This window comes from Clostridiales bacterium FE2011, assembly GCA_017569305.1.
Classification (GTDB): Bacteria; Bacillota; Clostridia; order Christensenellales; family Aristaeellaceae; genus Aristaeella.
On the sequence record CP069418.1, the window covers coordinates 2,287,261 to 2,306,144 of the forward strand.

The 18,884-nt window shown below is 54.4% G+C and carries 27 protein-coding genes; 13 read left to right on the forward strand and 14 right to left on the reverse strand.

Annotated features, from left to right (window positions below; translation table 11 throughout):
* Positions 1-14: 14 nt before the first annotated feature.
* From JRC49_10330 to JRC49_10345, 4 genes are all read right to left on the reverse strand, one after another.
* Complete coding sequence (locus JRC49_10330; GenBank protein ID QTE70196.1) at positions 15-1,889, reverse strand: hypothetical protein; 1,875 nt, start codon at positions 1,887-1,889, stop codon at positions 15-17.
* A gap of 185 nt (positions 1,890-2,074) precedes the next feature.
* Positions 2,075-3,127, reverse strand: a complete 1,053-nt coding sequence (locus JRC49_10335; protein QTE70197.1) for a hypothetical protein — start codon at positions 3,125-3,127, stop codon at positions 2,075-2,077.
* Between the two features lie 87 nt (positions 3,128-3,214).
* A complete protein-coding gene (locus JRC49_10340) occupies positions 3,215-3,685 on the reverse strand; it encodes a hypothetical protein (protein QTE70198.1) in 471 nt (156 codons plus the stop codon).
* A gap of 164 nt (positions 3,686-3,849) precedes the next feature.
* The gene (locus JRC49_10345; protein QTE70199.1) at positions 3,850-4,506 is read right to left on the reverse strand and encodes a hypothetical protein; all 657 of its coding nucleotides are present in this window, start codon (positions 4,504-4,506) and stop codon (positions 3,850-3,852) included.
* 97 nt (positions 4,507-4,603) lie between these two features.
* On the opposite strand from JRC49_10345, the gene JRC49_10350 reads away from it, so the two are divergent.
* Positions 4,604-4,987, forward strand: a complete 384-nt coding sequence (locus tag JRC49_10350) for a hypothetical protein (GenBank protein QTE70200.1) — start codon at positions 4,604-4,606, stop codon at positions 4,985-4,987.
* A gap of 33 nt (positions 4,988-5,020) precedes the next feature.
* On the opposite strand, the gene JRC49_10355 is transcribed toward JRC49_10350, so the two are convergent.
* Positions 5,021-5,305, reverse strand: coding sequence for an HU family DNA-binding protein (locus JRC49_10355; GenBank protein ID QTE70201.1), 285 nt, complete (start codon positions 5,303-5,305; stop codon positions 5,021-5,023).
* A gap of 247 nt (positions 5,306-5,552) precedes the next feature.
* Here JRC49_10355 and JRC49_10360 point away from each other — a divergent pair, with 247 nt between their 5' ends.
* Positions 5,553-5,951 (forward strand): hypothetical protein, encoded by a 399-nt coding sequence (locus JRC49_10360; GenBank protein QTE70202.1) that lies wholly within the window; start codon positions 5,553-5,555, stop codon positions 5,949-5,951.
* Positions 5,952-6,016: 65 nt separating this feature from the next.
* Here the strand turns inward: JRC49_10360 and JRC49_10365 are convergent, their stop codons facing one another.
* Positions 6,017-6,751, reverse strand: a complete 735-nt coding sequence (locus tag JRC49_10365; GenBank protein ID QTE70203.1) for a MerR family transcriptional regulator — start codon at positions 6,749-6,751, stop codon at positions 6,017-6,019.
* Positions 6,752-6,933: 182 nt separating this feature from the next.
* Here JRC49_10365 and JRC49_10370 point away from each other — a divergent pair, with 182 nt between their 5' ends.
* Positions 6,934-8,040, forward strand: a complete 1,107-nt coding sequence (locus tag JRC49_10370; GenBank protein QTE70204.1) for a DUF3383 family protein — start codon at positions 6,934-6,936, stop codon at positions 8,038-8,040.
* A 158-nt stretch (positions 8,041-8,198) separates the two neighbouring features.
* Here the strand turns inward: JRC49_10370 and JRC49_10375 are convergent, their stop codons facing one another.
* Positions 8,199-8,831: an HDOD domain-containing protein gene (locus tag JRC49_10375; protein QTE70205.1), complete on the reverse strand. Its 633-nt coding sequence runs from the start codon at positions 8,829-8,831 to the stop codon at positions 8,199-8,201.
* A gap of 95 nt (positions 8,832-8,926) precedes the next feature.
* Between JRC49_10375 and JRC49_10380 the strand changes: the two genes are divergently transcribed.
* The 3 genes from JRC49_10380 (at position 8,927) to JRC49_10390 (ending at position 10,084) form a co-directional block, all read left to right on the forward strand.
* Positions 8,927-9,361 (forward strand): DUF3277 family protein, encoded by a 435-nt coding sequence (locus JRC49_10380; GenBank protein ID QTE70206.1) that lies wholly within the window; start codon positions 8,927-8,929, stop codon positions 9,359-9,361.
* Between the two features lie 151 nt (positions 9,362-9,512).
* Complete coding sequence (locus JRC49_10385; GenBank protein ID QTE70207.1) at positions 9,513-9,911, forward strand: hypothetical protein; 399 nt, start codon at positions 9,513-9,515, stop codon at positions 9,909-9,911.
* Positions 9,912-9,946: 35 nt separating this feature from the next.
* Complete coding sequence (locus JRC49_10390) at positions 9,947-10,084, forward strand: hypothetical protein (GenBank protein ID QTE70208.1); 138 nt, start codon at positions 9,947-9,949, stop codon at positions 10,082-10,084.
* 4 nt (positions 10,085-10,088) lie between these two features.
* Here JRC49_10390 and JRC49_10395 read toward each other — a convergent pair whose 3' ends face one another.
* From JRC49_10395 to JRC49_10420, 6 genes are all read right to left on the reverse strand, one after another.
* Positions 10,089-10,244, reverse strand: coding sequence for a hypothetical protein (locus JRC49_10395; protein QTE70209.1), 156 nt, complete (start codon positions 10,242-10,244; stop codon positions 10,089-10,091).
* Positions 10,245-10,247: 3 nt separating this feature from the next.
* Positions 10,248-10,556: a hypothetical protein gene (locus JRC49_10400; protein ID QTE70210.1), complete on the reverse strand. Its 309-nt coding sequence runs from the start codon at positions 10,554-10,556 to the stop codon at positions 10,248-10,250.
* A 329-nt stretch (positions 10,557-10,885) separates the two neighbouring features.
* Entirely contained in the window at positions 10,886-11,440 is a 555-nt protein-coding gene (locus JRC49_10405; GenBank protein ID QTE70211.1) for an SH3 domain-containing protein, read from the reverse strand.
* A 149-nt stretch (positions 11,441-11,589) separates the two neighbouring features.
* The gene (locus JRC49_10410) at positions 11,590-12,198 is read right to left on the reverse strand and encodes a histidine phosphatase family protein (protein ID QTE70212.1); all 609 of its coding nucleotides are present in this window, start codon (positions 12,196-12,198) and stop codon (positions 11,590-11,592) included.
* Between the two features lie 23 nt (positions 12,199-12,221).
* Entirely contained in the window at positions 12,222-12,695 is a 474-nt protein-coding gene (locus JRC49_10415; protein ID QTE70213.1) for a GNAT family N-acetyltransferase, read from the reverse strand.
* Positions 12,696-12,844: 149 nt separating this feature from the next.
* Positions 12,845-13,210, reverse strand: coding sequence for a hypothetical protein (locus tag JRC49_10420; protein ID QTE70214.1), 366 nt, complete (start codon positions 13,208-13,210; stop codon positions 12,845-12,847).
* Positions 13,211-13,316: 106 nt separating this feature from the next.
* Here JRC49_10420 and JRC49_10425 point away from each other — a divergent pair, with 106 nt between their 5' ends.
* The 6 genes from JRC49_10425 to JRC49_10450 all read left to right on the forward strand — a co-directional run bounded on the left by JRC49_10425 (position 13,317) and on the right by JRC49_10450 (position 17,572).
* Complete coding sequence (locus tag JRC49_10425) at positions 13,317-14,177, forward strand: hypothetical protein (protein ID QTE70215.1); 861 nt, start codon at positions 13,317-13,319, stop codon at positions 14,175-14,177.
* 111 nt (positions 14,178-14,288) lie between these two features.
* Positions 14,289-15,254, forward strand: a complete 966-nt coding sequence (locus JRC49_10430) for a calcium/sodium antiporter (GenBank protein ID QTE70216.1) — start codon at positions 14,289-14,291, stop codon at positions 15,252-15,254.
* A 67-nt stretch (positions 15,255-15,321) separates the two neighbouring features.
* Complete coding sequence (locus tag JRC49_10435) at positions 15,322-15,852, forward strand: hypothetical protein (protein QTE70217.1); 531 nt, start codon at positions 15,322-15,324, stop codon at positions 15,850-15,852.
* A gap of 16 nt (positions 15,853-15,868) precedes the next feature.
* Positions 15,869-16,222, forward strand: a complete 354-nt coding sequence (locus JRC49_10440; protein ID QTE70218.1) for a hypothetical protein — start codon at positions 15,869-15,871, stop codon at positions 16,220-16,222.
* 193 nt (positions 16,223-16,415) lie between these two features.
* The gene (locus tag JRC49_10445; GenBank protein QTE70219.1) at positions 16,416-16,805 is read left to right on the forward strand and encodes a hypothetical protein; all 390 of its coding nucleotides are present in this window, start codon (positions 16,416-16,418) and stop codon (positions 16,803-16,805) included.
* A 5-nt stretch (positions 16,806-16,810) separates the two neighbouring features.
* On the forward strand, positions 16,811-17,572 hold the full coding sequence (locus JRC49_10450; protein ID QTE70220.1) for a hypothetical protein: 762 nt from the start codon (positions 16,811-16,813) through the stop codon (positions 17,570-17,572).
* A gap of 318 nt (positions 17,573-17,890) precedes the next feature.
* Here JRC49_10450 and yfcE read toward each other — a convergent pair whose 3' ends face one another.
* Positions 17,891-18,427: a phosphodiesterase gene (yfcE, locus tag JRC49_10455; GenBank protein ID QTE70221.1), complete on the reverse strand. Its 537-nt coding sequence runs from the start codon at positions 18,425-18,427 to the stop codon at positions 17,891-17,893.
* Between the two features lie 42 nt (positions 18,428-18,469).
* Here yfcE and JRC49_10460 point away from each other — a divergent pair, with 42 nt between their 5' ends.
* Positions 18,470-18,850, forward strand: a complete 381-nt coding sequence (locus tag JRC49_10460; protein ID QTE70222.1) for a hypothetical protein — start codon at positions 18,470-18,472, stop codon at positions 18,848-18,850.
* The last annotated feature ends 34 nt before the right edge of the window (positions 18,851-18,884 follow it).

Here is an 18,884-nt window from a genome sequence, read left to right on the forward strand (position 1 = left end):
ATTATGCGGCAGTTTTACCAGGTGAAGCTGAAGCGGGCGGCCAGCACGGGCATGTTGTCCTTCACGGCAACAAAATCCCCGTAAATCTGGTACTTACAGCCTTTCTCCCAGTGGAATTTGTCCGCGTCAGGGCTTTCGATGATGACCGGCAGGGATTCGCCGTCATCGCCGGTGTTGATCAGTATGGTCAGCGGGTTTTCGGAAAGGACCTCCTGTACCATGCCTTTGATACAGAATGACTGGTTGAGAATGCTGTCCGGATTGTTCTGTATTAAGGTGTAGATTTCAGGGGTGAATGCCCATGCCTTCTGGGTGTAATCTGAAGGTGAGAGCTCACCGGAATCGCCTGACGGCCTTTCGGGTGCGAGACAGATATGGCAGGTCCTCAGTTCCTGGTACTGCGGGTCGTTCACTTCCGAATAGCGGAAGGTACCCTGCAGCGGAAGAAACTTCGGATTGACTGTTTTGCAGTTCGGATCCAGATGGTATTTTGATCCACCCTCCGGATTGTAATACAGGATGGTGTCTCCGGTGATTTCCGCAGCAGGAGCGGGCGTCTGCTCCGGCACCGGGGCTGATTCCGGTATTTCATTGGTTGCCAGACTGGCAGGATCGACATACCAGAGGCCGTCTTTTTCCAGGACCATGGAGATCATGTAAAGATATATCCTGTGAGGTTTACCGATGTTCGAGTCTATTTCAATATTGCATGATGCAGTACAGGATTTATTGTCAGGAGCTTTTAAAAGAGCGTTGAGTTTATAAGTGACAGCTGTCCTGTTTTTAAGAACCGCAAGCAGCGAAGCCTGGGGGTTTTCCTGCTTTGATTTCCAGTCGGAAGTGCAGTAGTTTACCATGCTCGGGCAATCGTTCGCGGACCAGAAAAGGATGAACTCATTCAGGCGGTTTTTTATTTCTGCATCTATGATATCCCCGGCAGTGCCGGCCGCTGCCCCATCAGGGGCGGGCGTCAGCTCCGGCACCAGGGTCGGTTCCGAGGTGTAATTTGCCACAATACTGGCAGGATCGACATACCAGAGGCCGTTTTCCAGAACCATTGAGATTTGGTACTCGTATGTCTTGTAGTCTTTTCCGGTATGCAGATCGGCTTCAACATTACACGCAACAGACCGGGTCGTATCCGCCGGGGATCCGGAAACAGAGACCAATTCATAGACTATGGGCGTCCTGTTTTTCAGGATGCCAAACAGGGACATTGCCGGATCTTCCTGCTGCGCTGCCCATTCGGAAGAGCAGTATTTCACCATGCCCGCAATATCGTTTTCACTCCACAGGCACATGAATTCATACAGGCGCATTTTTAAGGACTCATCCTGCGCTTCTTCAGGGGCGGGCGTCAGCTCCGGCACCAGGGTCGGTTCCGGTATTTTATCAGTCTCCAGACTGGTGGGCTCGACATGCCAGAGGCCGTCTTCTTCCAGCACCATGGTGATCAGCATGTTGTATGTCTCTGGTATTTTGCCGGTGTTCCAGTCTATATTAACATTGCACTCTGCATACCGGACTGCAGCGTCAGGATCTCCGGAGACAGAGAGAAGTTCATAGTATTGGGGCCGTCTGTTTTTCAGGATAGAGTACATCGATGCCTGGGGATTATCCTGCTTTGCCTGCCAGTCGGATGTGCTGTAGTAGACCATACCAGCAATATCCTGTTCGTACCAGAGAGACATAAATTCATACAGGCGGTTTTTTAATTCACTATCCGGATCGTCCGGTACTTTTGAAAAGAGATCCCTGCCGGCCATTTCGCAAGCCACCCGATCATACAGGGCTTTCAGTTCCTCGTCTGTCAGACTGGAAAGATCTTCCGCCAGGGCGGTTGATACCAGCAAAACCATGGCTAAGACCAACAGAATAATCTTTTTCATACTGTAAAACTCCTTTACAAGTCTTCGTCACCGGTGTTTTTCCGGGCGATGTTGCTCTGGGGGAGGTTCCTTACATTCTAACGATTGAACTGCCGGTTTTGTTCCTTACGGGGATCCCGACCAGGGCGGGGCAAAAAAAACACGCCATGAATGGCGCGTTATCTGGTAAGGGCTGAATTCATTTGTTATTCCACTGCGGGAAGCACGATCTGCTCCGCGACAGCGGCCAGGTCCAGGCCGTCCACGTCATGGGCGAGCACGGCAAGGGAATGCATGGTACCCGTGGTGTTGTCATACCACAGGACGCGCTCCACTGTATCCCCGGTTTCGGTTTTCGCCTGGCCGATCAGGCCGTTGAATCCGGCAACCGTTACAGACTCCTGGTTTTCCCAGGTGTAATACAGTCCGGAGATGTCCGGCATCTCGCCCACATCCAGGGCAACAGGCTGGGCGCGGAAGGTATAGTCTCCGCCCTTCATGATGAACTGCATTTCCGCCAGACTGGCGGCAGCAAACCAGCGATAAGCCGTTTGTTCCGCGTCCTTCGGCGCGTGGAACATGATCCCGATGGTGTTCTGCAGCTCTTCAGCGGTCATGACTTCCCAGGGATTGGCCATGGATGCGTCCTGGATATCTGTGATGGCGGCGGACTGATCGGGCTCGGACTTGAAGCCTTCAAAACCGCTGTTGTTCTTGACGCTGTAGAAGTACCAGGAAGGCAGAACGGTGAGATCAAAGGCATGGGCAAAGAACTTCATTTCATCCGTGAAGCTGTCCACCGGGGTGCCCGGTTTGTACAGCATCATTTCATCTCCGGCGCTGAGACCGTAAACGTCGGTATAAATATATTTGCATCCGTCCTCAAAGACTTCCTTGCCATTGGGTTCGGTATAGCTCAGTTCATCCACACGGAGCTTCCAGGAGTTTTCATCCACCTGCTCCACAAGGGACATTTTGCCGGAGAAGGAGCAGATATAGACGGTACCGTTCGGATAGGCTTCCGCTTTATCTCCCATATCGCTGTCATGGTAGTCTCCGCTGAAGGAGCCGTCCGGCTGGATTTTGAGATCCGTGCTCCAGGCGCCGGCGCCGCTGCAGAAACTCCAGGTCATCCCGTTAAACTGCGCAAAGAATGTATCGTTTCCTTCCGCGAAGGCAGAACCCATGATCAGGACAGCGGCCAGCAGAACACCCAGGAGCCGCATGAGAATAGATTTTCCGTGGTGATTGATGAACATCTTACACATTCCTCCTTTAACCTTAAGCATGTTCATCAATATAACGAAGCAATCCTCAATTTTTGTCCCGGACGGGCGGAGGTCTTGTCAGGAACGGGCGGAACGCTGTGTTTCGGCAGGGCCGGAATCATTGTTGTTTTCGGTTTTTGTGTTCATCAGGGGATAGAGGCGGGGTTCACCCGCAGCCTGTGCGTTCTGAAGGGACGCTCTCCGGGCGGCGTTTCTCCGTGCCTTGCGTGAAATTCCGTTTTCCTGGTCCTCATCCTCTTCAGGGTCGGGACGGCGCGAATGATTTTTCCGGGCAGTCATATACAGATAGAAACCGATCAACACGCCGCAAAGCACACTGATAAGAATGAAAGCCGCGGGATGCTCAACCGCGAATGATTTGACGCCGTTGTTTTTTTGGCTGATCCCGATGGCTATCCCTGCTGTAATGATCACAATGAGGAAAAAAATCCAGGCGCCCCGCTCAATTCTGCGCCGCATTATATTGTCACGGGCTGCGGCAAGGGAACGCCGCTGGGCGGGGGACATCCTTTTTTTGCGGGCTGCCATTTCGGGACGCTCCTTTCATCAGGTACGGGGTGAATATTTACCGTAAGAAAGATAGCATACTCACATGATGAAATAAAGCACAGAGGGCGAAAAATAAAACTGCATATTATTCCGCGGGCATGAAAAAGCGCCGATGATGAAAAACAGCATGCCGGGAGAACCGCTTACTGCCAGGGCACGTAATACCGCTCAATGGAAGCCAGTGCTCCTTGGCCGTCGAAGACCACATACACATTGTTTGTTGTGAAACCGACGCCGTCGTATTCTGCTTCTTCCCGCAGGATCCGCAGGAACTCTTTCGCGGTATAAACGGCGGGAAGCGGGAGCGGGCCTCCCAGTGTATCAATATCATCCAGGAACAGGAGGGAATCCGGCACAGGCACCTGAAGCTCTGCCAGCGACGTCCAGAAATAATCATTGTAATACATCGGCCGGTAGTTCCTGTCGTCAGTGGAATCCTGAACCAGCCAGAGTGTGCCCTCTTCGTATTCGTAACTCCCACCGTTGATACTGATACTCAGTACGTCATCCTCAATGGACTTCACCGGGATTTCTTTTCCCTGGGAGTAGATGGCGTCGCCGACTTTCAGGTTTTCAACTTCCTCGGCGGAAAACACTTCGGGTATGATCAGCTCCAGGGTAAGCGAATTGCTATCCGGATTATATCCGAGGATCCTGGCGTTCACGGCGGTACAGGCCAGGTTGTCCGGATCCACCGACGTGGCCATGGCGGTAATGCATGTTCCCGCGGAAGCGGAAGAGCAGAGGATGAGGGCCAGCAGGAGAAGCAGGAAGCCGGTGAGTCGGCTGTGGATTCTCATATGGATTGACCTCCCTGTTATTCGATAACTTTGTATCCGTAGGTGCATGGTAACACATTACGATCAAAAAGGGAATGAAATCTGTGAAGGAGGGGTTATGGACATTACTTCTGCCATTTTTGATCCGGAACTGGGCTGTACAGCCTTTACCGTAGAGCGGATTACCTATACCCGGAGCCGGGAGGGGACAACCGCCTGCAGCCGGACGATACAGGCAACGGGCTGCATTCATCCCGGAACGCCGGAAATGCTGAAACTGCTGCCGGCGGAGGAGCAGCAGGAGACCTTTATTGTGATTTATACAGATTATATCCTGAGCACAGGCACTCCGGGGGAGGACGGAGCGTCCTTTGATGCGCCGGACCGGATTCACTGGAGCGGGCAGGCCTGGCGGGTGGTGAAGATCCGGGACTGGCAGGGCTTCGGCTATGTGCAGGCCTGGGCAGTACGGATGCCGGAAGACAAAGAAAACCGGGAGTGATGATCACTCCCGGCTGTTTATGAGATGATTGAATTACTTCTTTTTCTTGGCAACGGCGTCCTTCATTCCCTTGCCGGGTTTGAAAGCGGGGGCCTTGGTGGCCTTGATCTTGATGACCTCGCCGGTGCGGGGGTTCCGGCCATTGCGGGCGGAACGCTGACGGGTTTCAAAGGTACCAAAGCCGGGCAGGATCACTTTGCCATCGGAAACAACACCGGCAACGATAGCGTCCAGCGTGGCGGTAACGACCTTCTGAGCTTCTGCCTTGGAGATAGCAGCATTCTTGGATACGACTTCTACGAGTTCAGTTTTGTTCATAATCTTATTTTCCTTTCCGGGCTTATGCCCTTTCTTTTGTGACATTATATCACACTTGTGCATTTAAATCCATACAAATGGAAGGATTTCCTGCATGTTTTTTTCAAAAAAACCGCATCATACCGCCATTTTCGACGCTTTTTGCGCCTGTTTAGGACTGGGAAGGGACTCAAGGGAGGCTGCAGCCCTCATTCATGAGGCTTATGCCGAGCCGGAAAACGCTCCCAGGCCGCCCCGGAACAGGAATGTGATCTACTGGACGCTGCTGCAGGACCCGGCTTCCGATCCGGTTTCCACCGCGTATAATCCGGAGCCTGCGGGAGCGGGCAGGAACAGCGTCACGGTGTGCACGACGCTGAAATACCAGCTGATCATCGTCTGCTACGGTCCGGACGCGGAGGAATACGCGCTCCGGATCCGCTCCATGCTGTACCTGGACGGTTCCGGCTTTCCCCGGCGGATCCTGCGGGAGGCCGGGATTTATCCGGTTCCCGATCCGCCCCAGCCGGCCATCCTGTATGAGGAGGAAGGTTCCCTCTGGCGCAAACGGGCAGACCTGACGATCTCCCTGCGTGTTCAATACGCAATACAAGCTCCGGAACGCAACTCAATCATGTTTCCGCCAGCGGTGCTTGTTCACCGATAATTATGAATTTTGAATTATGAATTATGAATTAAAGAGAGCCGGTTTCCTGGCTCCCTTGCAGGAATTTATTCGGCTTTGTCACAGTAGATCTGGATGGCGTTGTCCACGAACACGGCTGTGCCTTCGCCGCCGTACGCGTCAATGTTCTTCGTAAAATCACCGCCGCCGGAATACATTTTTCCCAGTCCCCGCAGGATCTTATTGGTACAGGTATACAAGTTTTCCGTGATGTAGTCCTGTATCCGCTTTACCAGATCCTGGGCTTCGGGGGAAGCGGGATCTTTATCCTTCATCTCCCCGGCTTCCTTGAAGAGGAGCATGAACCGGTCAGCCAGCAGGTTATCCTCTTCTTTGGTCCGGTTCTTCTGCTTTTCCTCAAGTTCCTTATACTCCGGCGTATTGCCGTAAAGCTCTTTTGCCTGCCTGGAATACTCGTCCAGTTTGCTTCTGTCGAAAGCTTTGAAGTCCATATGCTTCACTCCCATCATTTTGATCCCAAGCGCAAAGTTCATCAGGTTCTCGATGTGTTCCTTCTTCAGCTTCAGCAGTTCGATCTGCTGCTCCAGCGCCCGGCTTCTGTCGAAATCAGGGCTGTTCAGGATGTCCCTGATGTCTTTCAGGGGAAACTCCAGTTCACGGAACAATAAGATGTGCTGAAGGCGTTCCAGGTCCGCATCGTCATACAGCCTGTAACCCGCATCGGTGTATCCCGTCGGATGCAAAAGCCCGATCTTGTCGTAGTACTGCAGGGTGCGTATACTCACCCCGGCAAGCTTGCTCACCTCATGAACCGTCATCATAGCGGTTTCCTCCTTTCGCCTGACAAGGGTACTATAAACTATGACGTAACGTAAGAGTCAATACTTTTTTATATTTTTCCATATGATGAATTATGCTGTGCACGGAACACTGCTTATAAACATAAAATTCTGAATTCTGAATTCATAATTCTGAATTAGTGAAATGAATTGGAGGAACAACGATGTTACCTGTAACGTCCATAGCCCGTGTGGTTGTGAATACCATACGGGCTTCTTCTTCGCCTTCCGCTTTTGATACCGGCCTGCTGCTGGTGCCGGACGCCTCCTTTACGGAGGATCGGCGGCTGATGGCCTATCCCTCCGGCCCGGCCGCGGCGGCAGGGCTGACTGAGCTGGGCTTTACGGCGGATTCCGAGGCATACAAAGCGGTACTCAAGTATTTTGCCGCGTCTCCGGCACCCGGGAGGCTGCTGGTTTCCTGCTATCCGGTTTCCCAGACCCCGGGAGAAGCGCTGGACGCGGTACTGGAGCGGACGGCGGATTTCTACGGCGTGATGCCGGCTTCCAACTTGAATAATGAGGAGCTGGTCAGCCTGGCACAGCATGTGGAGGCACTGGAGCATCCGGCGGTGCTCTTTGCGCCGGTGACGTCCTTCTCCGCGGAGGCCGGAGGAACGCTGGATTTGCTGTACCGGAACCAGTTCAAACGGACGCTGCCCTTCTGCTGCGGGACGCTTTCCGACTGCGCCGCCGTGATGGGAACCGCCATGGGGCTGGAGCTGTCCCACACCGGTTCTGCTTTTGCCCTGTGCTACAAGACGATCAACGGGATCCAGCCCGCAGACCTGACGCAGACGCAGGTGGACAGCGTCAAGGCGAAGAATGGGAACGTCTATGTGGCCCGGGGCTATACCCATTTCCTGCTGGAGAACGGCACGATGGCCAACGGGCAGCGGTATGACGAGGTGCTGTATATCGACAAGATTGGGGCGGACCTGCAGAACGCGGCGGTGACCCTGCTGGCGGAGAACCCGGACAAACTGCCCCAGACGGATGATTCCACGGCGCAGTTTATCAACCGGTTTTCGTCTATCCTCATGGGCTATACCGAGCGGGGAATCCTGGCTTCCTCCGCCTGGCGCGGCGCGGATATCGGCCCGGTTCGGAGCGGGGAGATCATAGAGAACGGCTTCATGCTCTGGGCGGACAGCTATGACGACCAGCCGGACGCTGACCGGGCGGCACATAAAGCAATGCCGGTGCAGGTTGCCCTGACACCGGCGGGAAGTATAGAGTCTATTGTTATTACTGTAAATGTACAAGTATAGTAAGCGGATTATACATTAATTCATAATTCATAATTCACAATTCATAATTGTTATTGTTATGCAAGCGGAAAAACACCGCTCTTGCTGTGATTTACAGATATATGCGCCTGAACATTTCCGATAAAGCCGAATATGCATTCATAATTGTGAATTATGAATTATGAATTGTGAATTGCCTTTGGCTTCCAGGGCTTCGGCGTCAGCAGCGACGTCTGGGCAATGTCCGGCAGGACGTCGTAGATGGAACAGCCCATTTCCTTTTCAAAGGCTTCCTTGATGGCAAAGGCGGTATTCCAGCCTTTGATATAGCCTTCCATGATGCCGTACCGCCGGGTCACGTCCACGAACCGCTTTTCCAGGATGACAAAGCCGTAATCAACGGCCAGGGAATCGCAGAGCTGGATCAGCCGGTCGTAGTCATCCGCCTCGCAGTTCATGATGTATGCTTTGATGGCTTTTTCCGTATCGCTTTCCGGTTCATAATCGAACTCTTCCTGCATGCGGAGATAGGAATGGGTCATGCAGATCCGGGCAGCTTCATCCCAGCCCTTTTCCATACAGTACTTATACCCTTCATAGATGTGGGTCGGGATATCCACAACGCCGACCCGCCTGCCGATATCATGCAGCAGGCCGACAATATAGGCTTTTTCAGGATCCATGGACGGGATCTTTTCGGCAATCTTCCGGGCGGCAATGCCGGTATTGATGGAGTGCTTTACCCAGGGACCGGGATTCATTTCTTCCGCGTTCCTCAGTTCCTGCATGGCTTCTTCCGCAGTGGGCAGCATTTTGATTTCCTCCGGATGATGATGGGATTGAAAACAGAACGATTATATCACAGCCTGGCATCCGCTGAAAGGACGCCGGAAAGGAGTTGTTTCATATGGCATACAATGTGTATTCTCTTCCGGACGTGAAGTCCGTTCTCTATCATCCGGACGTGGGCACTGCCAACCTGCATCTGTGCGGGATCGGGAAGATCACGATCGCCGCGGCGGGCGACCTGAGCTCCCATACCTCCACAGCGGACGGGTACGTGGTGGTGAACCGGCTGAAGACGACCAACGGTACCATCACCATTGAGGTGCCGCAGAATTCCATGGGGGATGATTTCCTCCGACGCTGGGCCCGGTGGGCAAGGAATACAAACAGCCCGAACCGGATTGCCCTGGGGACGCTGACCATCACGGACAGCGTCTCCGGTTACAGAACAATCTGCACCGGCGTTTCATTGCAAAAGGCTCCGGACCGAACGTATGACCGGACCGCGACGAATGTGAGTTATACGCTGCTGGCAACGACGATAACGGAACAGTAAGACAATTCATAATTTTGCGATCGCTGTTATCCATTTCCGCCACGCCTTTGGCTTGCGGAAATGGACAGCTGTAGCATGGCAGCCGTTTCCCAAATCAAAGATTTGGACAGCTGCTCAACAATGCATAATGCATAATTATGGAGTGTTTGGTATGCGAACAGTCAATAAGGATATCCGGATAAACATTGACGGAAACCAGACTGGTTTCCGTCTGACAAAACTCGACGCTTTTTCCGGGATCATGCTGCTCCGGCTGCTGATGCGGTTGGAAGAGAAGAATGCGCATCCGACTTTGTTGGATCTGATTGCTTCCCTGTCGGAGGAGGAGCTCCGCTCCGTGATGACGGCGGTGCTGAATCATACCGCCGTGCTGCTGCCCGCCGGGCCGCAGCCGGTGATGACCGGGCCGGAATGGGGATATCCGGAGCTGGAGCATGATACCCCCGCCTGCATGAAGCTGCTGATGGAGGGCATCGCCTGGAGCCTTTCCGGTTTTTTCGGCGAAGGCGGGTTGAGGGAGAAAACCGGGACTGCGGATACATCCCCCTGACCTGCCCGAACATCGATGAATTTCTGTTCCTGCCCGTGGCGGAGGGGTACTGGCGGCAGCACGAGCTCTGGGACGGCACCTATACCCTGGATGACTTGCTGGACATCACGGAGCTGATCCGAATCCGCAGGGACAATCAAAAAAGGGCGGCACAAGCCGCCCGGGGAAATTGACCGTTCAGGAAACGTGATCTTTTACATAGGAGGTTACCCGTTTGCCGTCCACATAGGCGCGGACAGACAGATCCTGGTTTGTTTCGGCGGCTCCTTCAAGCCGCAGGCTCTTCCGGTACAGGAAAGCGCTGAAGACCAGAATGCCAATCAGTATGAGCATGCTTTACTCCTCCTCGGCAGTATCGTTGTTCTGGCGACGGACGTAGTAATACAGGGCGACACTGATGATGATGCCGATCACAAGGCCATGGCCGGAGAAGATCCCGGAAGCAATGGAAGCCAGTCCGGAGAAGATTCCGCCGATGACCGTGGCAATCAGGCTGAATACACCGCCAATCACGGCAAGGGCAACCCAGCCGCCAAAAATCAGCGCAGCCAGGAGTAAAAGACCTCCAAGGAGACTGTCATTGCGGCGGCGATTGCCACCGAAGATCAGATTTCCAAGGGTCAGAATTCCAAGCAGGCGCAGCATTTTAATGTTCCTCCGTTTCAAGTCTTATCAGGTGTACCAATCATTTGGTACGTGCATAGGATAAGGCAGCGGGAGCGGGAAAAACAGATTCAAATGGGAGAAATATCCCCGGTTATTTTTCCAAATGAAAACCCGCACGGCGGATGCTGCGCGGGTGGAAGCATTGAATGATATGGCGTCGGGGCGTCAGTTGTCCGCGCCGGTCATGCCGTCCAGGATCATTTCACCGATTTCCTTCAGGAGATCCCAGAAGCCGGCACCGTTTACCTGCTCCAGTTCTTCCATGGTCAGTTCACGACGATTGCTGTTCATATCCTTGTCCTCCTGTCTCAGATCTTCCGGATATAGTCGTTGGCCACATAGCCGGTTTTGCCGGTCTGCAGGTCCACAACCTTGCTCCAGACGGTGCCGCGGGCAATCACCTGCAGCTGGTCGCCGGCGGTCAGGCGGCGGATGGCCTTGGCGGTCTTGTTGGGCTTCTCGCGAAGGCCGACGCTGCTGTCGGATTTCGCGCTCCGGCGCACGGCGCTGACCAGGTAGGGATTCTTCACATTCACAAAGTTATCATCCCGCTCGGTGATTCCGTATTTGCCGGGCTTTTCGCTGACCAGGAACTTGGCCTGCACATAACCGGAGAAGTGATAGTCGCTGATGGCGGCCCAGCCGTCTCCGGTGAAGTAGTCAACCTGTACCTTGGTGCCGCATTCCAGGCGGGTGATGATCCGGCAGCTGGTATTGGTCGTTTCACGGACGTTCAGCTTCTTTCCGTTATCGCAGTTCACCCACATATCCACGCCGCTGTATTCTTCGGCGGAGGCGAAGGCGGGGACCATCAGGGCAAACACGGTAACCAGGATCATGACGATGCTGAGAATCTTTTTCATAAAATATCCTTCCTTTCAGCGCCTTCAACAGGCGGTAGCTGCTTTCAGATCAGGCAGGCTTCATCGGCCTGTCATGAATTTGTACGCAGCAGAAAAAAGGATGGCAGTATGATTTTTATTTTTCTCAGAAAAGCCGGATCCTGTATTGTTTATCCGACGTAGGACATATCGCTGAGACGCCGGATCGTCCGCTTTCCGTCGTCTTTGACAATCATCTGGGAAACCCCGCCGGCAAAGCCGAACAGATCCACAGCGTTCAGGGATTCCGCTTCCAGGCCGAGGAACATGGCATTGAAAACGCTGAGCAGATCTCCGTGGGACACAATGATGATGTGTTCTGCTTCTTCCGCCATTACGCTGTCAAAGAAGGGCTTCAGCCGGTTCCATTCGTCCCGGCGGCTTTCCGCGTCCGAGAAAAGCCGGTCGTCGATCGTCTTTTCCGGGCATTCGATGTTTTCCCGAAGCCACTGCACGGATTTGCCGCAGCATTTGCCGAGATTGCGCTCCCGCAGCTCCGTCCGGTAAACCGGCGTGACCTGCAGGCGGTCGGCGATAAACCCGGCGGTCTGCTTTGCGCGCATCAGGTCGGAAGAATAAAGAACCACGTCTTTTCCTTCCAGTTCTTTCTGCAGCTTGAGACTGATCTGATCCGCCTGCTGCTTGCCCAGGTCTGTCAGTTCCCAGTCTGTCCAGGAGCCGACCATGCCGTTGGTGTGATGGATGGATTGTGTATGCTGAACCGTATAAATGGTTTTCATGGCTGTATTCCTCCCTGTCCTGATCAGTCCGGATGGATCCTGTATTGTTCAAGCTGCTTCCCGCTGCGGGGTTCAGAAACAGTTGCTTCATAAACGCCGCCGCAGTGCAGGATGGTTCTCCGGCTGGCCTCGTTGCCTGCAAGGCAGTAAACCAGCACGTCATGGATGCCCAGCTCCCTGCATTCCGGCAGGACCAGGGTCAGCATCTGACCGGCATATCCTTTCCGTCGCTCGCTGGGGAGCACGCAGTAGCCGATGTGCCCCGCGTATTCTTCCGGCTGATGACGGATTTTGATGATCCCTACGACCTTATTGTCCTCTTCCCGGAGGTACAGGTAAAGCGTCTCCCGGGGATTCAGCTGATCCAGCCAGTCCCGGGTGTTTTCAAACTTCCGCAGACCGGAGCTTCCGTCCATGGAACCGCCATATGCCATATATTCCTTCCGGAAAGCCTGGATCTGCAGGTCATATTCCATGGCAGGCCTGATCAGTTTCATCTGCTGTTGTTCCTCCGCATATGCCGGTTGAAGTGCTGTGTGAACAGAGGTAATGATAGCATTCCCGAACCGTCCGTGTCCAGTGCGGGACAGAAAGATCCCCGGGCCATAAGCGGCCCGGGGATGGAAGGAGGATGGAGGGGAATGGATTAATAGGTGCAGAGGGAACCGATATCGAAGTCCGCGATACTCAGGATGGACACATTGCCGTCCAGGTCTTCATACAGGTAAACCATGGCATAGGCCGGGGCTTTTTCCAGGGAACCCGGATAAGCCGTAACGGCCTGGCACAGGAAGGCGTGATTGATTCCGGCAACCACCTGGCTGCCCAGGTAGGCCACCGGGATATAGCTGGCGCCGGTCAGGGTTTCCGTTCCTTTGTCAAAGAGGGTTTTAAGCTCTTCGGTAACAGCGGGATCCGCGGAGGGCGCCCAGCCGCCTTCCAGGGGACCTTCAGCGGAGGCGGCGGAGATCATCATCAGAAGCATCAGGATGAGGGCAATCAGTTTTTTCATTTTCGTTACTTCCTTTCCTGCAGCGTTTTTCCCGCTGCACTTATTCAGACGCCGGGAATTCCGGAAAGTTCCATGAATTGATATTTTTTTTCAGGGAGATGATGGTATGGCGGATCAGGAGTTCCTGGCTTCCTTTGCGGTGGACATTGATGAGGCCGGGGTATCCCGGCTCCAGGCGATCCTGACTGAAAACCGGGAACTGGCGGATTCCCTGGCGGCGGCCTTCAACGCAGCTTCGGAGGCAATTCGCTCCTTCGCGGAGGACCTGGGGATCCTGCCCAACTTTTCCAACGGATACGGCATCACCACGGAAGGCATGAGCGGCTTCGGCGGGCTGGCGGTGGGACTGGATCTGTCAAAGGCTTTCAGCGATTATGAGGCTTTTACCGCGCTGGTGAAACAGCCTCTATCGCTGAAAGTGAATACCTCCGGAATCACTTCCGCCGCGCGGTCCGCCATGAGCAGCGTCCGCAGCATTTTTGCCGAGCCGGTGGATATCAGGTTCCGGGCGGATCTGGGCGGGGAGAAAAGCAAAAGCACCGGAACAACCCTGAAGATGTCCACCGGCGGCAGGTTTTCTTCTCCGACGGACGTGCAGGTGGCGGAGGACGGGGACGCGGAATACATTATTCCCGTGAAGAAGGAAGAGAAGGCATTGCCCCTGCTGCGCCAGCTGCTTTCAGAACTGTCTCCGGCAGCGAGGGAAAGCATAACAAACTCTGGATCGGGAATTCAGGATATGAAATTAATGCCTGCGGAAAGCCGGGAGCGGGCGGGAACAATTCTCTCCGGAAGCCTTGCGGCGGGAGAGGTTGGGACGACCATTTACCAGACCCATCAGAATGTTTCCGCGCCGGTGAGCATCCAGGTGCACGCCTCCGGCACGGATCCGGAACAGGTCGGCCAGTCCCTGTACAGCATGACGGAACGGTACCTGCAGCGGACGCTGGAGTCTGCTTTCAGCTGAGGCAAAATCTATTTTGCGGTTTTCGGCGGAATAGCCGGGACTATTTTCTCAAAGCAAGGGTCGCGATATGAAGTTAGTGTGGTATAATCAACCGGTCAGGAGGAGATAAGCATGCTCGTGCCGGTTCTGTTATTCATACTCGGATTGATTCTGCTGATTAAGGGCGGAGACTGGTTTGTGGACGGTTCCACGGATCTGGCCCGCCGTTTTCATGTGCCGGAGCTCGTGATCGGAGCGACGGTGGTATCCATCGGAACTACCTTGCCGGAGGTGCTGGTTTCCGCAACCGGCGCCCTCAGCGGCCACAGTGAAATTGCCTACGGCAATGCCATCGGCAGCGTGATCTGCAACACGGCGCTGATCTCGGCCATCACCTTCGCGGTGCGGCCCTGTAAGGTGGAAGCGAGAACCTTCCGTACGCCGGTGATTTTCTTCTTCGCCGCGGCGGTCTTCTACGCGCTGAATGCCTACATTGACCGGTATTTCACCCGGCTGTCCGGCATCGCCCTGCTGCTGCTGTTTGCCGCCTATATCGCCTACACCATCTGGTCCGGAAAACGGCACGGCTTCGGCGTGGAGGATCAGTCGGAAAATACCGAGGACAATCCCCTCTGGAAAACGATGCTGATGCTGGTGGTCGGCGCGGCGGCGATTGCCATTGGCGCCAGGCTGCTGGTGGACAATGGAACCCTGATCGCCGAATGGCTGGGTGTGCCGGAATCCGTGATCGCCCTGACCTTTGTGGCGCTGGGCACGAGCCTGCCGGAACTGGTGACGGCCATTACCGCCCTGCGCAAGGGACACAGCGCCCTGAGCCTGGGCAACATCGTGGGCGCGAACCTGTTCAACCTGGTGCTGGTGTCCGGCCTGAGCACGGCACTTTGCCCCTTCGCGGTGCCTACCGCCAAGAGCCTCTTCGGGATTCCGGTCTCCCTGGCTGTGGATATCCCGGTGATGTTCTTCGTCATGCTGTTTATGACCCTCCCCGCACTGAAACGCCAGAAGCTGACCCGGCCCCAGGGCATCATCCTGCTGTGTGTTTATGCGGCCTTCTGCATCTTCCAGTTTGTCAGATAATCATTGATCGACCCATTCCGGCCTGCCGACGGCAGGCTGTTTTTTATGCCCGAAAGGAGGAAAGAATATGAATGCCGCGTCCGCCGCCTACGTGACCGCCCGGGTGAACGGCGCCCCCTGTGCCTGGCATTTTACCGGCGTAACAGCCATTGAGCACAGCCTGTCGCTGAACCTGAGCAGCACTGCCGCTCAGGGCACGGATGTGATCAACGGGGCCAGGAACCAGCCGGACCGGGTGACGCTTACTGTGATTGAAACGGACGCGGAGCATTCGCCCGGATGGGCGGCCCGTATGCTGGCGGCCATGGCAGGGCTGAAGAGGAAACGCATGCTGTGCGGTGTGGTCACCTCCATGGGAAGCTACACGGATATGCTGCTGACGGAGATCACAGCCACCCAGGATGAGGAGAACCAGTGCGGCTGGAGCGGAAGCCTGACTTTTACCCAATATGTACCGTCGGACGGGGAGAACGCTGTGAAGACCAACGACAATTCCTCAACCCGTGAGAATACTGGTTTTACCGGCACGGTGAAAAGAGTCACAGAATCCGCTTTTCTACAGATGCTGCAGAGAGCCGGTATCAACGTGAATGAATAATTATGAATTATGAATTATGAATTGTGAATTAAACATTTATCTCCTTCCTATCACCTCCTCTCCCCGCCAGGTGATGACCCTGAACGTTACCCTGGACGGAGAACCTATGCAGGCACAGGTGGAGATCCGGTACCTGCCGGCGCCGGATCAGTGGTTCTTTTCACTGCGGGATCACGCAACGGGAGAGATGCTGGTGAACATGATTCCGCTGATCTGCTCCCGGGGAGAAGTGAACGACCTGCTCCTGCCTTTCCGGCATCTGCGGGAAGGAAAAGGGGTGGGTTCGCTGATTTGTCTGAGAGCGGGAGAGGAGACGGCGTGGGAGAGTTTGAGGGAATTGGAGTTGATCTGGAGTGACCAGATCAGGTAGGAAGTAGGAGGTAAATTGAAAATGAAATATTTGCCTGTGGCAAATGTGAAATATTGAGTCGCAGGCGACTCAATGTGAAATATCGCTTCGCGATGTGAAATATTCGACTGACGTCGAATGTGATAGTTTCTATTTGCCCTGCGGACAGGGATAGGGTACAATGAACAAAAACCACGAAACGGAGATTTCGGCCATGTATATCTACGAGAAAGACTACATCATGCGCATGATCTACGGCATTATCCAGATGCTGGCCGTGATCCTTTTCGGGAAAAAGCTGGACGCCCAGGATCTGATCATTGCCTATGGAGATGAATTCAAGGGCAATAATGATTACTTGCTGGAACTGGTGGATAAAGGAGAAATCAACGCGGCGGAAAACCGGCTGTTTGAAATCATCGAGACGTCCGGTATGCCCAAGGACGCGCTGGGGCCGCTGATCCTCATGTTCTATGAGCACGTGAACAGCAAGGATGACGACTTCCTTGCCAAGGCGGGATTCAGCCGGGAGGAAATCCTCACGGGCCTGAGGGACGCCATGAGCCGGATCGGTATGGACGTTTCGGAGTATGTGAATATATAAGAGATATGGAAAAGAATCTTTTCCGGTCACTGACCGTCCTCGCGGACGGGGAACAGGTGACCGGTTTTTGTTATGCGCACCTGACAGGCAGGGAAGCCCTGGGGCTGCTGCCGCTGCCCTATACCCTGCGGATCCTGAACCTGCCGGATTCCGGTGCCGGGCAGCTGTATGCCGCGAAAGAACTGACTGTCCTGCGGGATAACTCCCTGCTGGCATACGGCAGGATCTCAGCAGTGCTCCGGCAGAATGTGCCGGAGGGAGCGCTCACGGAAGTGGCCTTTTCCCCGGGCCTTGCCCTGTGGGAAGCACCGGTCTCCCTGTCTGTGGAGGCCGGCGTTTCCATGTCCGAAACCTTGCGGAGAATCCTGGCTGCCTCCGGAACGGGAATCCCGCTGCTGTCTTTTCCCGGAAAGGATCCTGTCCGCAGCCGCGGACAGGCTTTTTATGGCCGGGCGGCGGAATGTGTGAATGAAGCACTTTCCGCGGCAGATGCCCGGGCCTGTCTCAGCCCCGCAGGACTGCGGGTCATTCCCCGGGAGGGACTGCCGGTAAGCCTGTATCTTTCCGAAAGGGACCTGATCGACGTGCCTTCCTTCACCGACGGGCAGATGATCCTGCGAACTACCGTGACCGGCTGGCCGGTAGGGGAAAAAGTCTCCGTAAAATGGAAAAACGGGTCCGCGGAGGGACTCGTCACAGAGAAACGGGTAGATGCAAATACGATGAACGGGAAGTGGGAGAGCACGCTGATTATTGAAATGAGGTAGGAGGTAGGAGGGAGGAGGTAGGAGAGAAATGTCTTTTGCTTCGCAAAAGAATGATATGTTGCTTCGCAACATGATATATTCGCTTAATGCGAATATGATAGGTTCGACTGCGTCGAACATGATATGTTTGCCATGCGGCAAACGTTTTAGTTACTTTCAACCAATGTGCTTACCACTTCTACACAACGTTCACGTTGTCATTCCGACCAAGCGAAGCGCGTGGAGGAATCTCCTCCGGAGACGTAAATCTTCAACTCATAGGAACACCATTACGTAAAGAAAACAATTAATTGTGAATTATGAATTATGAATTGTGAATTAGAGAGTGTGGTATTCTTCTCCATTGAGTTTCTTCCAGCTGAACACTCCGTTTTCCAGCACCATGTAGCTTCTTTCGGAGCCGGCTTTGGGAATGGAGACGGAGCCGGGATTCAGGCACAGGACGTCGTCCCGTTGATCCCAGGCGGGGATATGGGTATGGCCGTAGAGCAGGATATCGCCGGGCTGGAGCGGCGGCATATGATCCGGGTTGAAAACATGGCCGTGGGTGGCATAAATCCGGAGACCGTCAATGCACAGCAGGGCATAATCCGCCATCAGGGGGAAATCCAGTACCATCTGGTCCACTTCCGTGTCGCAGTTTCCCCGGATGCAGAGGATATCGTTTTTCCGTGCGTTCAGGGCGGGAATGACTTCCTTCGGCGCATAGCCGTCGGGCAGGTCGTTGCGGGGACCGTGATAAAGGACGTCTCCCAGCAGGAGCATCCGGTCCGCTTTTTCCCGGTCATAAGCTTTCAGCAGTTCTCCGCAGTACAGGACGGAACCATGGATATCCGAAGCAATCAGCAGTTTCAAAGAAGGTTTCTCCTTACACATTTCTTTTATCGAGGTGACAGAATGAATAATTCGACTGAAACGGAGGGGTTTCCTTCCGGCATCCAGGCGCTGAAGACAGAGATTCTCTCCTCCCTTCACTGCGCCCTGCCGGGGACGGTGGAAACCTTTGATCCGGAAAGCGGAACGGCTTCCGTCCGCCCGGCACTGAAACGGAAACGGAAAAACGGAGAACCCTGCGAAATGCCGCTGCTTCAGGACGTGCCGGTCTTTATGCCCGTGCCATTTGAGGTAAATCCGGGGGATGCCTGCCTGCTGGTTATTGCCGACTGCGACATTGACGCCTGGTTTGAGTCCGGCAGGGCGGAGGTTCCGTTATCCGGCAGGCAGCATTCCCTGTCGGACGCGTTTGCCTTCGTAGGATTTAAAACAGGTAGGAAGTAGGAGGTAAGGAGCGACGATTGAGGCTGCAGATAGA

Excerpts from the sequence above, each read along its gene's own strand:
- JRC49_10330 (QTE70196.1), bottom strand. The coding sequence starts at position 1,889 with ATGAAAAAGATTATTCTGTTGGTCTTAGCCATGGTTTTGCTGGTATCA.
- JRC49_10335 (QTE70197.1), bottom strand. The coding sequence starts at position 3,127 with ATGTTCATCAATCACCACGGAAAATCTATTCTCATGCGGCTCCTGGGT.
- JRC49_10340 (QTE70198.1), bottom strand. The coding sequence starts at position 3,685 with ATGGCAGCCCGCAAAAAAAGGATGTCCCCCGCCCAGCGGCGTTCCCTT.
- JRC49_10345 (QTE70199.1), bottom strand. The coding sequence starts at position 4,506 with ATGAGAATCCACAGCCGACTCACCGGCTTCCTGCTTCTCCTGCTGGCC.
- JRC49_10350 (QTE70200.1), top strand. The coding sequence starts at position 4,604 with ATGGACATTACTTCTGCCATTTTTGATCCGGAACTGGGCTGTACAGCC.
- JRC49_10355 (QTE70201.1), bottom strand. The coding sequence starts at position 5,305 with ATGAACAAAACTGAACTCGTAGAAGTCGTATCCAAGAATGCTGCTATC.
- JRC49_10365 (QTE70203.1), bottom strand. The coding sequence starts at position 6,751 with ATGATGACGGTTCATGAGGTGAGCAAGCTTGCCGGGGTGAGTATACGC.
- JRC49_10370 (QTE70204.1), top strand. The coding sequence starts at position 6,934 with ATGTTACCTGTAACGTCCATAGCCCGTGTGGTTGTGAATACCATACGG.
- JRC49_10375 (QTE70205.1), bottom strand. The coding sequence starts at position 8,831 with ATGCTGCCCACTGCGGAAGAAGCCATGCAGGAACTGAGGAACGCGGAA.
- JRC49_10380 (QTE70206.1), top strand. The coding sequence starts at position 8,927 with ATGGCATACAATGTGTATTCTCTTCCGGACGTGAAGTCCGTTCTCTAT.
- JRC49_10385 (QTE70207.1), top strand. The coding sequence starts at position 9,513 with ATGCGAACAGTCAATAAGGATATCCGGATAAACATTGACGGAAACCAG.
- JRC49_10395 (QTE70209.1), bottom strand. The coding sequence starts at position 10,244 with ATGCTCATACTGATTGGCATTCTGGTCTTCAGCGCTTTCCTGTACCGG.
- JRC49_10400 (QTE70210.1), bottom strand. The coding sequence starts at position 10,556 with ATGCTGCGCCTGCTTGGAATTCTGACCCTTGGAAATCTGATCTTCGGT.
- JRC49_10405 (QTE70211.1), bottom strand. The coding sequence starts at position 11,440 with ATGAAAAAGATTCTCAGCATCGTCATGATCCTGGTTACCGTGTTTGCC.
- JRC49_10410 (QTE70212.1), bottom strand. The coding sequence starts at position 12,198 with ATGAAAACCATTTATACGGTTCAGCATACACAATCCATCCATCACACC.
- JRC49_10415 (QTE70213.1), bottom strand. The coding sequence starts at position 12,695 with ATGAAACTGATCAGGCCTGCCATGGAATATGACCTGCAGATCCAGGCT.
- JRC49_10420 (QTE70214.1), bottom strand. The coding sequence starts at position 13,210 with ATGAAAAAACTGATTGCCCTCATCCTGATGCTTCTGATGATGATCTCC.
- JRC49_10425 (QTE70215.1), top strand. The coding sequence starts at position 13,317 with ATGGCGGATCAGGAGTTCCTGGCTTCCTTTGCGGTGGACATTGATGAG.
- JRC49_10430 (QTE70216.1), top strand. The coding sequence starts at position 14,289 with ATGCTCGTGCCGGTTCTGTTATTCATACTCGGATTGATTCTGCTGATT.
- JRC49_10435 (QTE70217.1), top strand. The coding sequence starts at position 15,322 with ATGAATGCCGCGTCCGCCGCCTACGTGACCGCCCGGGTGAACGGCGCC.
- JRC49_10440 (QTE70218.1), top strand. The coding sequence starts at position 15,869 with ATGAATTGTGAATTAAACATTTATCTCCTTCCTATCACCTCCTCTCCC.
- JRC49_10445 (QTE70219.1), top strand. The coding sequence starts at position 16,416 with ATGTATATCTACGAGAAAGACTACATCATGCGCATGATCTACGGCATT.
- JRC49_10450 (QTE70220.1), top strand. The coding sequence starts at position 16,811 with ATGGAAAAGAATCTTTTCCGGTCACTGACCGTCCTCGCGGACGGGGAA.
- JRC49_10460 (QTE70222.1), top strand. The coding sequence starts at position 18,470 with ATGAATAATTCGACTGAAACGGAGGGGTTTCCTTCCGGCATCCAGGCG.